The sequence below is a fragment of the Candidatus Neomarinimicrobiota bacterium genome (assembly GCA_016784545.1).
Classification (GTDB): domain Bacteria; phylum Fidelibacterota; class UBA8477; order UBA8477; family JABMPR01; genus JABMPR01.
Genome location: JADHUM010000055.1, coordinates 16,165 through 31,378, shown reverse-complemented (window position 1 = coordinate 31,378; position 15,214 = coordinate 16,165). Strand labels below are relative to the sequence as shown.

The window sequence follows — 15,214 nt, the reverse complement described above, 5'->3', positions numbered from 1 at the left end:
GAAATAACTGTTTTTGCTGTGAGCATCCATCCCTATATATTTCATGATGCAGCGCCTCCTTCTCTGGCTGATTAACGTTGGCAAACCAAAATTAACCAGGGAGGGCGCTGCTTTTTCATATATTGTCTTCGCGAGTCCGATAGGACGCGGCGATCTCGGTCCATCCGCTACCCAAGAATTCGGAGATTACTTCGTCGCAAGCTCCTCGTAATGACAAATGATGTGGGTCCCGATAGAGGTGGCCGAACTGTCCTCCACTGCAAGCTACTTGTGGAAGGCAGAAAAATAAAAACCCCTGACCCAGAGGATGGCCAGGGGTTCCGTTAACCAAGGAGGACCCGGCAATTCGATCTTCAAATCACCGGGGCATGATAATATCAATCTGCTTTTGGAAGACCTTCCGTCGAAGCAAAGCCTTTTGCTAAATCTTCATCTGTGGGACGATAGTCAGTCAATTTTCCTGCGAAATATGCATCATATGCTGACATGTCAAAATGTCCATGTCCACTGAGATTAAAGAGGATGGTTTTTTCCTGGCCGGCTTCACGAGCCTCTATGGCAGCATCTATAGCTCCCTTAATGGCGTGTGCGGATTCAGGCGCAGGGATTATCCCTTCTGTTTTGGCAAATAGAGCTGCAGCATCAAAAACCTCCACTTGGTGGTAAGCATATGCATCTACCAGACCTTCCCTGACCACATGGGAGAGCAGGGGCGCCATCCCATGATAGCGTAATCCTCCTGCGTGGATTCCAGGAGGCATAAAGGTGTGACCCAGTGTATGCATGGATACCAGGGGGGTCATCTGTGCCATATCTCCAAAATCATAGGTGAAACTTCCCCTGGTAAGGGTTGGGCAAGCAGTAGGTTCAATGGCTCTGAAATCAATATCGGCTCCATTGATCTTATCCCGCAGGTAAGGAAATGCCAACCCGGCAAAATTACTTCCTCCTCCAACACAGCCAATGATGATATCTGGTTTATCTCCTGCAATGTCCATCTGCTTCTTTGCTTCAAGACCAATTACGGTTTGATGCAACAGAACATGATTCAACACTGAGCCCAGGGCGTATTTTGTGTTGGCCTTAGTGGCTGCGTCCTCCACAGCTTCCGAGATGGCAATACCCAGTGATCCCGTATTATCCGGGTCGTCAGCGAGAATTTTTCGGCCGAACTGTGTATCCATGCTTGGGCTGGCGACAATTTTCGCACCCCAGGTCTCCATCATGGACCGGCGGTAGGGTTTCTGGGTATAACTGACTTTCACCATATAGACTTTTACCTCAAGTCCAAACATCTGACCCGCCAGTGCCATTGAGCTGCCCCATTGACCGGCGCCTGTTTCAGTGGCAATCCGCTCCACCCCTTCTTGCTTATTATAGTAAGCCTGTGGAATTGCTGTATTGGGTTTGTGACTACCAGCGGGGCTAACTCCTTCATATTTAAAATAAATTTTCGCTGGCGTTTTCAGCGCTGCCTCCAGACCAGTGGCCCTGATAAGGGGTGATGGTCTGTACATCCTCAATCCCTCCATGACGGGTTCAGGAATAGCTATTTCCCGCTCCATGCTCATTTCCTGTTCAATGAGAGCCATGGGAAACAGGGGCGCAAGATCGTCTGGCCCCAGGGGTTGCAGAGTTCCAGGGTGCAATGGAGGCAAGGGGGCTGTAGTCAAATCTGCGGCAATATTATACCAGGTTTTCGGCATGTCGTTTTCTGAAAGAAAAATCTTCTTCACGGTTACTCCTCGGGTTCTTTTCTAGTATTATTTTTTAACGAAAGGCAACCCGGCAACTATGCCAGGTCCACCATAATGTGTGTCTCGAAGGCTTTGAAGAGAATATCATTGGTCATCTTTCTCTTCTAAGGATTTAAGCAGTTGCATGAAACCATGGTGACCATACTTCAATTCACGGGCTCCCCTGGACACGGTACCAATAGCCACACCAAGCTCTTTGGCAATTTCTCTTTGGGGTAAACCTTTGTGGAGCAGCTTGATAATCTCCCATCTCAGGACCAGGTCTTCCAGTTCTTGGGGTGTGAGAAATGCCTGAAGCAATTTACCCATCTGCTTTTCATCTGTGAGGGAGGTAAGGATGTGTGCCAGCTCAGTATGGTTAAATTCATGTTTCATTGCACTGATACATTAGAACATTTAATGCCTTATGCAAGTCTTTTCCTCCAACAAGTTGCATTTCCTCACCATTCCTACCTCCTACTTACTCCTTCCTCCTTCCTCCTTCCTCCTTCCTCCTTCCTCCTTCCTCCTTCCTGTCTCCTGTCTTCTACCTTCTGTCTTCAAAATTTTCGTTTAAGTTGATTCATGGAAAAACCATCTCCCATTATCATTGCCCGAAATCTTGCCAAGGAGTATGGCAGCCTTAACGCTGTCAATGAGGTCAATTTTGAGATTCAGAGAGGTACCTGTTACGGATTTCTGGGACCAAATGGTGCCGGTAAAACCACTGTCATGAGAATGATTTATTGCGTGACTCCTCTTACTTCAGGGTCACTTATGGTAAATGGTGAGAATGTCATGGAAAATATGAGCGTGGTTAAAAGAGGCATTGGTGTGGTTACCCAGGATGATAGCCTGGACTACGATTTAAATGTGATCAACAATCTGCTGGTGTATGCCCGCTATTATGACCTGACCCGTGAACAGGCTGTCCGAAGGGCTGATGAGCTCATTGAATTTTTCCAATTGGAAGAAAAGCGCAAGGAGAATGTCCGCAACTTGAGTGGTGGTATGAAACGTCGCCTCCAAATTGCCAGAGCACTGATCAACAAACCCAGCATACTCATCCTAGATGAACTATCAACAGGATTAGACCCTCAGGCCAGGCATCATGTCTGGGCCAAATGTCATGAATTGATAGAACAGGGGGTCACCCTCCTGCTCACCACCCATTACATGGATGAAGCCGAACAACTTTGTGACCAAATAGCCGTCATGGATCGGGGTCATATCATAACTGAAGCATCACCCTGGGACTTGATTAAATCAGAAGTTTCTCCCTACGTAGTTGAGATTCGCGGTGATGAAAAAGCACGCCAACAGATTTTGGCAGCAGTATCTGACCAGATTGATTTCCATGAAGCTCTCTCCGATCGTCTGCTACTCTACACCGCAGATGCAATACCCCTGCATGCCCATATTCAGGATATGGATATCCCAGTGAAGACACTCCTGAGTAGACGTTCCTCCCTGGAGGATGTCTTCCTCAAATTGACTGGGAGGGAACTCATAGATTGAGAATCAAAGCTCCCAAAGTCAGAATATTTGCGGCGCTCCGAGTCTGGCAGAGAAATGCCACGGTTTATAAGAGAACCTGGAAATTGAATATCCTGCCCAACTTTTTTGAGCCCTTCCTCTATCTCCTGGGCATGGGTCTGGGTCTGGGTGCATATATCACCGAAATGGAAGGTCTTCCCTACATCAACTTTATTGCCCCTGGACTTCTGATTTCCAGCATCATGTGGGGTGCGACACTTGAGACCACCTACAACGTTTTTGTAAAAATGAATTTTGATCGAATCTATGATGGCATACTCTCCACACCTGTCAATCCCAAGGATCTGGCACTGGGAGAATTATTCTGGGGGGCGACGAGGGGAACCATTTATGGTGGTGCTTTTTTGTCCATCCTCTTTTTGTTTGGAATGGGACTGCACTGGGGTATCCTGTTTATTTTTCCTTTGATCTTTATCATAGGGTTCATGTTCGCCACCATCGGACTTCTGTTCACCTCAATGATCAAGGAAATCGAACTATTTAACTACTTCTTCACCCTCTTTCTCACACCCCTCTTTTTATTCTCGGGAATTTTCTTCCCCATGAATCAATTACCCCAGGCAATACAACTCATTGCCTGGTTTACCCCCCTTTTTCATGGTGTTGAATTAAGCCGAGGAATTTTTAATCAGGTGTGGAGCATTGAATTACTTGAGCATCTCGCCTGGATCATCGGAGTCACCATCCTGAACACCATGGTAGTGCTCCGAGCCATTCATAAAAGGTTATATAACTGAATAATGGGTTTTGGGGTCAACCAGGCGAGGATTCGAATCCTCGCTTGGAAGCATGAAATGTTCATATTTCTCGGCGAAGCCGGGCCTGCCACGGCGTAGCAATATATAATAAAGAATGAAATTACCGGTTTAATTGAAAACACCCGATTTGTACAGAATTATATTTCTCGGCGAAGCCGGGCAACAGGAATATTGAGTTGTTCCCGGTATTTTGCCACAGTGCGACGGGCAATGGGGAAACCATCCTTTTGTAAAACTTTGGAAATAGCCTCATCAGAAATAGGATGGGACTTATCCTCTTCTTCAATGATAACCCGCAAACGCTCTTTAATGCGTCTGGTTGAAATATTTTCCCCATCTTCGGCTTCGATACCCTCACTGAAAAAATATCGCAGTTCAAAGGTACCCCAATCAGTCTGGGCATATTTTCCACTGGTGACACGACTGATAGTGGAAATATCCATACTGATATCTTCGGCAATATCTCTCAGGACCATGGGCTTTAAATAATCTGCACCCCTCAAAAAGAACCCCTTTTGGCGTTCAATGATGGCATTGATCACCTTCAACATGGTAATACGACGCATCTGGATGGAGTTGATAAACCACTTGGCAGATTCGACCTTCTTCTTTAAAAAGAGTTTCGTATCAGTATCAAGTTTTTTCTGGTTGGACAACATGTTTTTGTAACTGCCGGAAATACGCAGCTCAGGGATAAAAGAATCATTTAATGTGACAATAAATTCCCCATCCTGTTCACGAATGTAAAAATCTGGAGTCACATAGTTGGTTTTGGGATCCAGATAACCATCACCAGGCTTTGGATTGAGATGTGAGATCATCTCCTCCGCTTCCCTCAGATCAACTTTGGAAAGGTGCAGTTTTCGCAGTATTCTCTCAAAGCGTTTATTGGCGAATTCATCAAAATAGTCACGAATGATGTAATGTGCCGGGGTGTCGGGATGCATCTTTTTCACTTGAACCAGCAAACATTCTCTCAGCGTCCTGGCCCCAATCCCCAGGGGTTCAAGCTGCATGAGTTGCCGGTGTAACCGCTCGATCAAGTGAAGATCAACTTCGAATTTATCGGCCAGAACTTCCAGCTCAATATTGAGATAGCCTCTTTCGTCGATACTCCAAATCATCTCCTCCAGAATGGCTCTTTCATCTTCTGAAATAAGCAGGGTTGCAATTTGCTCCAGGAGATCCTCAGACAGGCTGGGCAGATAGGGATTTTGAATTTCTATCTCTTCTGCACTTTTATCATAATATTCTTTGGCTTCGTAACCATCATTGGAGAAATAATCTTCAAGATCGATGTCAGGCTCTTCAGTATCAGCCTCTTCTTCAGGATTATCAAGTTCCTCAACATCCTCCTGCAACTCCAGCAGAGGATTAATCTCAAGCTCAGTCTTAATCCTCAGCTCCAAGGCCATGGATGGCAATTGCAGCAAAGTCGACAGCAGAATCTGCTGCGGCGTTAGGGTTTGTTTTAGCTCAAGATTTTGTGATAGTTCCACAGTTCTTATCGATCCAGTTTGAAATTGCTTCCGAGATAGAGTTTTCTGGCCTGTTCATCATTTGCCAGAAATTCAGCATTACCTGATAATAATATTTTACCCTGAAACAGCAAATAGCTGCGATCAGTAATAGACAGCGTCTCGTGTACATTGTGATCGGTGATTAAAACACCTATGCCCTTGTTTTTTAACGCCAGAACAATCTGTTGAATATCTTCGACTGCTATGGGGTCAACACCGGCAAATGGTTCATCCAATAAGATAAAATTCGGGTCGGTTACCAGAGCCCTGGCGATTTCCGTGCGTCGCCTCTCCCCACCACTCAATTGGTGACCCTTGTTTTTGCGAACATGGCCAATGGTTAACTCATCCAGAAGATATTCAAGTTTCTCCTCCTGGGCCTGCTTGTCAATGTCCAGGGTTTCACAGACCAGCCTCAAATTATCCTCAACACTAAGCTTTCTGAAGATGCTGGCTTCCTGGGGTAAATAACCGATACCAGCACGGGCACGTTTATACATGGCTGATCGGGTAATGTCTTCATCACCGAGAAAAACGGACCCCGAATTTGGCCTGATCATTCCCGTGACCATATAAAAGGTTGTGGTTTTTCCTGCTCCATTGGGACCCAGTAAACCCACGACTTCGCCAGTTTTCACTTCTACTGAGGCATCGCTCACCACAGTGCGCTTGCCATATTGTTTGAATAGATTCCTACCGCTCAGGGTGGTTTCAGTCATTGCCGAACTCTCGATAGGTCACACCAGTAGGTTGCTTGATCGTCCAGTTTTGTAAATTGGCATCAGATTCAAATCCAACACCATAGAGAGTATCTGTCAGCGTGGTGAGGATGATGGGTTTATCCGTATAAATCAATTCATTATTTTCATGCCAGTAGAGGATGCTGGTGGCGAGGGTCATCCCTGAATCCGATTCCACAAACACATTGCCCCTTGCTGTAAACAGATGCCTAGCATCATCAATTCTGCCAGTATCCGCTGTCATGATCGAGCTATGCTCACCCTCCAGATCAAAAAAATCCAATCTGACCTTCCCGAGGAATAGAATTTCACGGGGATCATCATAGTGTGCCGAATAATCTGCCCGGGCCTGGACATTTTCCTTACCCACGGAATTGATCCTGATGACGGGATTCCAGCTCTCCTGGCTGGGGATACGGCTTTCAGGCACCTTCTCATCACTCAATGACTGCCCGACGGGGTCACAGGTAAACAAAAGAATGCCGGTAAAAACCAACATTGTGATTCTGTACATCATGGACTCAATGTAAACATGTCTTGAAACAAAGTCAGGAAAAAAGCTGGCAAATCGATTATTTTGGCATAGTCTTAGATTGGATGCAAAAAATGCACCAATAGGAGAAGTAGCTTGAAAAACTTTCGTCAAAGCCTCGCTGATAAAGTCCTTGTTTTTGATGGAGCTATGGGGACCAGCATCCAGCGCCTGAATCTCACCAGTGAAGATTTCTGGGGTAAAGAAGGCTGTAACGAACTGCTCGTATTGTCCAAACCAGAAGCAATTCAGTCTATTCATGCAGGTTTTTTAGATGTGGGTTGTGATGTCATTGAGACCAATACCTTTGGCGGCACCCATGTCGTCCTGGGTGACTATGAATTATCTGATAAAGTTTATGAAATAAATTTAAAGGCAGCTCAGCTCGCTCGCTCTGTGGCTGACCAGTTTTCAACCCCTGCCCATCCCCGATATGTATCAGGGTCCATGGGACCAGGGACTCGACTTCCCTCACTGGGACACATCTCCTATCAAGAATTATATCAGGCTTATCGGGAACAGGCTGCCGGTCTCATAGATGGAGGTGTCCATGTCCTCCAGGTAGAAACGGTTCAAGATCCATTACAGGCGAAAGCTGCCTTGAATGCGGTATTTCATATACTGAGAGAAAAGCACATCGATCTCCCTGTTATGGCCTCAGTTACCATGGAAACCATGGGAACCATGCTGTTGGGTACAGATATGCTGGGAGCCCTCACTACCCTGGAGCCCTATCCCCTGGATATCATAGGGTTGAACTGCGGAACGGGTCCAAAAGCTATGAGCGAACATCTTCATACCCTTTCTGCTCATTCTCATTTTCCCATTTCAGTCATACCCAATGCTGGTCTGCCTCACAATATTGATGGTGAGATGGTCTATGATCTCACTGCGCCAGAGCTTGCTCATGACCTCAGCCACTTTATTACAGGTATGGGTGTCAGTGTCGTCGGTGGCTGTTGCGGAACCACATCTGAACATTTAAAGGCAGTGGCGGAGCAAGCAGGCCGTCTAAACCCTGCCAAACGTGAACCTAGCTTTACTGCAGGCGCTACTTCCCTCTATTCGGTATCCACATTTAAACAAGAGCCTGCTCCCCTGATCATTGGAGAGCGCACAAATGCCAATGGGTCGAAGAAATTCCGGGAATTGCTCCTGGCAGGAGATCTGGATGGCATGGTGAACATGGCTCGTGATCAAGTCGCAGAAGGTGCCCATATACTTGACGTCTGCGTGGCTTATGTAGGTCGCGATGAAGCTGGGGATATGGATGAATATATCAATCGTCTTAATAGTCAGATCTCCATACCCATCATGATTGATTCAACTGAAGTTTCAACCATACGCACAGCCCTGGAACGCATCACAGGTCGCGCAATCGTGAATTCAATTAACCTGGAAGACGGCGATGCCAAAGCCGAGGAAGTCATTGCACTTTGTCGCGAATTTGGTGCAGGTCTGGTATGTCTCACCATCGATGAAGATGGTATGGCCAAAACTGCTGAAAAAAAACTTGAAGTCGCTCAACGTATTTATGATTTAGCAGTTACCAAACATGGACTCCGAGAGAGTGATCTCTTTTTTGATCCCCTCACATTCACATTGGCTTCAGGGGATGAAGAATTTCGTAAATCTGCCATAGCCACCCTGGATGGTATTCGACTCATCAAAAAAGCCTTTCCTCAAGCATTTACAAGCCTGGGGGTTTCCAATGTTTCTTTTGGTCTTAAACCAGCCACACGCCATTTATTAAACTCTGTGTTCTTGAATATGGCCATCGAAGCAGGTCTTGATGCCGCCATTCTTCATGCTGGTCGCATTCAACCATACTTCAAGATCAAAGAGAGCGATCGAAAGGTCTGTGAAGACCTCATTCTGGATAATCGAGAGGGTGATTACGATCCCCTCGTGAGTTTATTGGAATTGAACACCGACCTGGTTGCTGCGGCCAAGAACAAAGTAGATCTCTCGACCCTGCCATTAAAAGAGCGGCTGGCAGCTCGTATCATAGATGGAAATCGATCCGGGCTCGAGGCAGACCTGGAAGCTGGCCTGAAGGAATATTCAGCTCTGGATATCGTTAATAAGATTCTACTAGATGGCATGAAGGAAGTCGGTGAGCTTTTTGGCGCAGGAAAGATGCAACTACCCTTTGTGCTCCAATCGGCCGAAACCATGAAGGCAGCCGTGAGCTATCTGGAACCCTTTATGGAAAAAACGGATGCCTCATCCAAGGGCAAGATCATCCTGGCGACTGTGAAGGGTGATGTCCACGACATTGGCAAGAACCTGGTAGATATCATACTCAGCAACAATGGCTTTAATGTGGTGAATCTGGGGATCAAAGTATCTGTAGAAGCCATGCTAAAAAGTTTTCAGGACGAAGCAGCCGATGCCATTGGGATGAGTGGGCTCCTGGTGAAGTCCACCATCATTATGAAGGACAATCTTGAAGTCCTCACGGAGCATGGGGTTACACCTCCCATTATCCTGGGCGGAGCGGCCCTGACGCGTGCTTACGTGGAACAGGATCTGCGAAAAGTCTATGCCGGCTCGCTGGCTTATGCCCGTGATGCCTTTGATGGATTAAAGTTCATGCAGCAGATTGAAGCGGGCAACCTGGAGCAGGATCTCGCAGTAGCCCAGACGGTGAAAAAGAGCAAGACCAGGAAGGCCGTCGTAAAAGAAATTGAAATTCTAAAACCGGCTGAACGAATCCCTGAGCCACCTTTTTGGGGACGCAGAGCAGTGGAAGATGTGAATCTTGAGACCATCTTTCCCTACATTAATCAGTCCGCCCTGTTTCGTGGGCAGTGGGGATTCAAACGGGGCAAGGTAAGCGCTGAGGAATATGCAAGACTGGAACAGGAAACCATCTTCCCCACTTTTGAAAAACTGTCGGAGCAGGTCGTTGCAGAGAAGCTGCTTTCCCCAAAAGTCATCTATGGCTATTACGCCTGTCAGTCAGAGGGAAACAGACTCTGGATATATGCGAATCCTGAAGATAAAGAGCCCCGGCACTTTATTGACTTCCCCAGACAGAGTGCAGCACCAGGTAGATCCATACCAGATTATTATGCCAGTGTGGACTCAGGCAAGCGAGATGTACTGGCTTTCCAACTGGTGACAGTGGGCGCAAAAGCTACTGAGTATGCTCAAAAATTGTATCATGATAATGCCTATACGGATTACCTGTACTTTCATGGATTTGCCGTTGAGACAGCAGAGGCTCTGGCAGAGTACTGGCACAAACAGGTTCGTCAGGAACTTGGTATCTCCGGGGACGATGGTGAATTGGCCAAAGAACTCTTCAGGCAAAAATATCAGGGAAGTCGTTATTCCTTTGGGTATCCCGCCTGTCCCGAGCTGAAAGATCAGGAGCTCATTTTCGAATTGCTGGATGCTGAATCAGAAGGGATAACCCTTACTGAAGAATATCAAATTGTTCCAGAGCAGAGTACCTCGGCTATTGTGGTGCATCATCCCAAGGCGAAATACTTCTCTGTTTAATCAAAATACCCGTTTTACTAGCTCGTTTAAACCGTCATCTCGAGCGGAGTCGAGAGATACGTGCTGACAACGAGATATCTCTTCCCTCGACTCCGCTCGGGATGACGAAATCCATTACAACAAATCAAAACGCATCTCCCTCATCGAACTCAGCAACCTCATTTAACTCATTAAACTCATCAACTCAAAAACTAACCCTCGCCCCAAAAAAAGGCAGGAGTGGCAGCATATAAGAAGTGAAGCGTGTCTCATAGTCATCAGACCAATAGTATTCGTATATATTCTTGTGGTCCAGAGCATTGATCAGTTCCAGATACCACTCAATTTTGGTATCCCTAAATAAGTCCCCACGCATGGACATGCGCAGGTCCAGTCGCTCATAGACCGGATACCTCGCTGTATTTTTCTCTTCAAAACGCACCTCGCCCTCAGCATCCACCAGCACTTGTCCCTGGCTATCGTATCTGGCTGGTGTCCAGGGGAAACCACTACCATAGCTATATTGGATATCCAGATACATGTTATTGAAGAGATTATATCGACCCACCAGTGAAAAGGTATGACGTTGATCAAAATCACGATAATAGTAGTAGGGCTGCTCCCCTTTTTCCTTGGAAACACTATATGAGTAGCTAAGCCATCCGGACAAACGGGTGTTGGGCATTTCTCGCTTCTGGAGGAATAATTCACCACCATATGCAAACCCTTCCCCAGAATTGTCGGGGATGAAATTATAGGTAGAGTCGCGTTGAACCACCAGGTTTTTCAGATCCTTGTAATAGCCTTCAAGCTTGGTCACATATTTCTCAGAAGGACGATATTCGATACCAAAAAGACTATGCTGGGACTTCTCTGTACCCAGATTAATGGTCTCAAACAAATTCCACTCAATGGATCTCTCAAAACGTTCAAAAAGTGACACAAAATTGGGAGCCTGGTAATAATGACCCCACCCCATATGGAGGGAGGTCTGGTAATTCAAATTATAAGTTGCAGATAACCGGGGGCTATAGACCCATTCCTGGGTGTAGGTAGAATAGTCAGCTCTAAATCCAGTTAGGATAGTGAGAACTGGTGGAACCACAATCCACTGATCCTGAATATACATACCACTCATGGAACTGGCATTCTGAAGTCGAATATCCCGATCCAGTATGGCCCCATCATCCATGCGGCGATCCTCAGGATTTTGCTCATAATAGGCACTCGAATCCATGGTCATTGAGATACCAATATCGGTGATAAGATCAGAGACGGTTATGCCTGATTTCAGTGTATGCCGGGGAGTTAGAATATGCGTAAGATCTTCTCTAATCTCCATTTTTCGCATATCGATGACAGGTGAATAGTGGTAATCTCCGGCTTTCAGATTCATGGTCCAGGTATCATTAAAACGGGATAGGGTCAGGTTGGATAGTGAGACATCACTAAAGGCATTCATCCAGCCCACACTGGTGAGACGACTATCAATATTGTTGCTCAATGAGAAGAAATCTTCATCTGCAAAAATATCGAGGTCTTCTCCTTCCCCACTGATTTCAAGCTCAGTCAAAATCATCTCCTCCCGGGAATCAGAAAAGTTTACGCGGATCTTCTGCTCAGGGGAAAGATCATAGACAAGCTTACCCTGGATGTCCTTGAAATTTGGGAAAACCGTACCCGTTGGGACATCTGCCATTCTATCCAGGAGGACATCATAGTAGGTGCGACGACCAGATAACAGCCATGAGCCCTCTTCACCTGAGCCAGGCAGGGGACCCTCAGCCAGAGCACGCACATCAATGAGACTCATACTTGCCTTCCCCAGGTTTTCAAAGCGACTACCCTCTCTATTTCGAGCTATGAGAACCGAGGAAAGCTTATCACCATATTGGGCTGAAAAACCTCCTGGTAATAGCTCGACATATTCAACCACATCAGGGTTAAACATACTGATGGGACCACCCAGGGCCTTGAGTCGGTATGGGTTAAAGACAGGAACATCATCTACAATGATCAAGTTCTGATCTGGCGTTCCCCCTCGGACATAAAATTGGGCTGAGGCATCTGAGCGGGCAATGACACCGGGCATGGTGGTAATCCCACGAAAAATATCCTCACCCCCACCAGCCAGGGTCATGATTTCGCGGGGTTTTAATTCCCTCTGGCTGGGATTGAGACGTTCCTCAGCGCCCTCACGTTTGCCTCGAGTCACCGTCACGGCACCCATTTCAATGGAAACAGATTCGAGTTCGATCTGCAAATCTGTCTCCAGATCAGCGGCGACAACAACCTGTCTTAGAATTTTAGCCTTATATCCCACCATGCGAATATGGAGACGATATTCTCCCACAGGAACATCCCTGATAACAAAATATCCTGCATGATCGGCGGCGGCACCAAGACGGGTTCCATCAATGACCACATTGACACCAGGCAGGGCGGCTTGCGTTTTTGAGTCCCTGATGCTGCCAGTTACTGTCCCGGTAGCCCCAGATAACACATTGGAATAGGATAAAAGCAACAAGAAGAGCTGCAGGATTGGGAATGCATTTTTCACGGTGGGAAAATTTGGTACACACAAGCCCATTATCAATGGAATATTTAGTAAGTTTTTTTCAATTCTACATTTAATATGATGCCGTGATAATTCTGAACTTAACTTCAATTATTTCCTATAGAGGATTGAATAAATGAAAAAATTAGGGACATTTGCTGGTGTCTTTACCCCCACAATTCTGACCATTCTTGGTGTCATCATGTATCTGCGCCTGGGTTGGGTTGTAGGCAATGCCGGATTTGGTGGAGCGCTGGTAATTATTATACTGGCAAAAATGATTACAGTAACAACGGGTCTGTCAATTGCTGCAATTGCTACCAATACACGAGTAGGTGCTGGTGGTTCCTATGCTCTCATTTCCAGGTCCCTTGGCCTCGAAGCCGGTAGCGCCGTAGGAGTTCCCCTGTATCTGTCCCAGACACTGGGTGGTGCCATGTACATATCAGGTTTTACTGAAGCCTGGATTGCACTTTTTCCAAGTCACGACCCCATAGTAATTGGGATATCTGTACTTTTCCTGGTGCTGGGAATAAGTTTGTTAGGCGCCCAGTTTGCCATGCGTACCCAGTATATTATCATGTTTATCATTGGCGTTTCCCTGGTATCATTCTTCGCCGCCACGGGGGAATCAACGCCGCATATCGTTGTCTGGGGTGATTTTCCACAGGCTCCATTCTGGGCTGTATTCGCGATTTTTTTCCCAGCAGTAACTGGAATTGAGGCTGGTGCAGCCATGTCCGGAGATCTGAAGGACTCAAAGAAATCTCTGCCCATTGGTATGCTATCTGCCATAGCTGTTTCGTTTCTCATTTATGGAGCTGCTGCCTACTACCTCGACCATCTGGCAGAATCCAGCGCCTTGATTTCCAACAACAATATTATGATGGACATTTCCCGGTGGAAACTCGCCCTGGCAGCAGGAGTGTTGGGTGCCACCCTTTCATCAGCCCTGGGCTCGGTGGTGGGTGCGCCCCGTACATTGATGGCCATGGGATCGGATAAGGTGATTCCCTTCTTTCGGTTTTTCGCCAAAAGGAGCTCAAAAGGCGAACCTGTTTATTCAATTATTTTTACAGCCATTGCCATTCTCACAAGTCTGCTGCTGGGTGATCTCAACACCATTGCCCCCCTGCTTACCATGTTCTTCCTGATTACCTATGCCACCATCAATCTTGCTGTAGCCCTCCAACTCGGCATTGGGATTCCTTCTTTCAGACCCCTTTTCAGAGTCCATATCAGTATCCCAATTATTGGTTTTTTATGGGCCCTGGTGGTCATGTTCATGGTCAACCCCGTATTTGCTGCAGTGGCCTGGCTGCTAATTATTATTGCTTACCTGGTACAAGTAAAACGCGGTTTGCAGGCACCCTGGGGTGATGTACGCTCCGGTATGTTTATGGCAATGGCTGAATGGTCCGCTCGACAATCTGAAAAATTGAAAAGCCATCCCAAAACCTGGAAACCAAATATCATGGTACCTGTGGAAGACCCAATCGCATGGAAAATTCGGATGGCATTTCTAAGAGATATCGTCTTCCCATCAGGTACACTACGTTTATTCTCAGTAAAAATTTCTACCGAAAGTGTGAATAGCATTATCCGTACTTTTAGCAACAAGCTTTTCAGAAAGGGTCCCGAAGTCATTGTGGATTCTGAGGAGCATAATGCCCAGGAGGAGGCATTGGTTCTGCTGGCAGAGCCACTTAAGGCTGAAGATTTGCTGGTCACAACCTCACTCATCGAATGCCAACATTTTCTCGAGGGTATCAGCATCACCGTTCAGGTCATGAGAAGCATGTATTTCCCCCCAAATATCATGTTTTTAAGTATGAGTGATGATCGTTCCAAGGATGCACGTCTCGAAGATATGATCGCGGTGGCAGTCAGGGAATCAATGGGTATTGCCATCTATTCACAACACCCAAAAAATGCCCTGGGAAATAGGGAAACCATCAATATTTGGCTCCGGCGTTCCAGCCCCAATAAAGATTTGGCTATCCTCATGGCGATTCAACTGAACCGTAATTGGAATGGACAACTCAGATTTGTTACTGTAGTGGATAGTGAGGAAGATGGAGAACTGGCAAAGGCTGCCCAGGAAAGACTTTTTGATCGGGCCCGGTTGCCAGGATCTACAGAAGCTGTTGTCCTGGTCGGTAATTTTAAGGGGGTTTTATCATCTGCACCCCACGCAGATTTAAACGTATTCGGAATATCTAACGAATTGGATGGGGATAGCATGCACACGCTGGCTGAAGCAGTAAACACCTCATGCCTTTTTGTCAAGGACAGTGGTGTAGAAAGCATGGTCGTGTAGCATTT

10 protein-coding genes are annotated in these 15,214 nt (G+C 46.5%); 4 read left to right on the top strand and 6 right to left on the bottom strand.

Annotation, left to right across the window (positions count from 1 at the left end; translation table 11 throughout):
* Positions 1-377: 377 nt before the first annotated feature.
* Complete coding sequence (locus ISR87_12390; GenBank protein MBL7026241.1) at positions 378-1,706, bottom strand: TrpB-like pyridoxal phosphate-dependent enzyme; 1,329 nt, start codon at positions 1,704-1,706, stop codon at positions 378-380.
* A gap of 135 nt (positions 1,707-1,841) precedes the next feature.
* The gene (locus ISR87_12385; protein ID MBL7026240.1) at positions 1,842-2,132 is read right to left on the bottom strand and encodes a helix-turn-helix domain-containing protein; all 291 of its coding nucleotides are present in this window, start codon (positions 2,130-2,132) and stop codon (positions 1,842-1,844) included.
* A gap of 189 nt (positions 2,133-2,321) precedes the next feature.
* Between ISR87_12385 and ISR87_12380 the strand changes: the two genes are divergently transcribed.
* Positions 2,322-3,254: an ATP-binding cassette domain-containing protein gene (locus ISR87_12380; protein MBL7026239.1), complete on the top strand. Its 933-nt coding sequence runs from the start codon at positions 2,322-2,324 to the stop codon at positions 3,252-3,254.
* Entirely contained in the window at positions 3,251-4,030 is a 780-nt protein-coding gene (locus tag ISR87_12375) for an ABC transporter permease (protein ID MBL7026238.1), read from the top strand. The genes ISR87_12380 and ISR87_12375 overlap by 4 nt, the downstream gene beginning before the upstream one ends.
* Positions 4,031-4,188: 158 nt before the next feature.
* Here ISR87_12375 and rpoN read toward each other — a convergent pair whose 3' ends face one another.
* From rpoN to lptC, 3 genes are read right to left on the bottom strand one after another with little or no spacing between them, the layout of a single operon-like run.
* Positions 4,189-5,550, bottom strand: coding sequence for an RNA polymerase factor sigma-54 (rpoN, locus tag ISR87_12370; protein MBL7026237.1), 1,362 nt, complete (start codon positions 5,548-5,550; stop codon positions 4,189-4,191).
* 5 nt (positions 5,551-5,555) lie between these two features.
* Entirely contained in the window at positions 5,556-6,290 is a 735-nt protein-coding gene (lptB, locus tag ISR87_12365) for an LPS export ABC transporter ATP-binding protein (GenBank protein MBL7026236.1), read from the bottom strand.
* Positions 6,283-6,828: an LPS export ABC transporter periplasmic protein LptC gene (gene lptC, locus ISR87_12360; GenBank protein MBL7026235.1), complete on the bottom strand. Its 546-nt coding sequence runs from the start codon at positions 6,826-6,828 to the stop codon at positions 6,283-6,285. Before lptC ends, lptB begins: the two co-directional genes overlap by 8 nt.
* A 165-nt stretch (positions 6,829-6,993) precedes the next feature.
* On the opposite strand from lptC, the gene metH reads away from it, so the two are divergent.
* A complete protein-coding gene (metH, locus tag ISR87_12355) occupies positions 6,994-10,353 on the top strand; it encodes a methionine synthase (GenBank protein MBL7026234.1) in 3,360 nt (1,119 codons plus the stop codon).
* 184 nt (positions 10,354-10,537) lie between these two features.
* On the opposite strand, the gene ISR87_12350 is transcribed toward metH, so the two are convergent.
* A complete protein-coding gene (locus ISR87_12350; protein MBL7026233.1) occupies positions 10,538-12,859 on the bottom strand; it encodes a TonB-dependent receptor in 2,322 nt (773 codons plus the stop codon).
* Between the two features lie 166 nt (positions 12,860-13,025).
* Between ISR87_12350 and ISR87_12345 the strand changes: the two genes are divergently transcribed.
* Positions 13,026-15,209, top strand: coding sequence for a Na-K-Cl cotransporter (locus ISR87_12345; protein ID MBL7026232.1), 2,184 nt, complete (start codon positions 13,026-13,028; stop codon positions 15,207-15,209).
* The last annotated feature ends 5 nt before the right edge of the window (positions 15,210-15,214 follow it).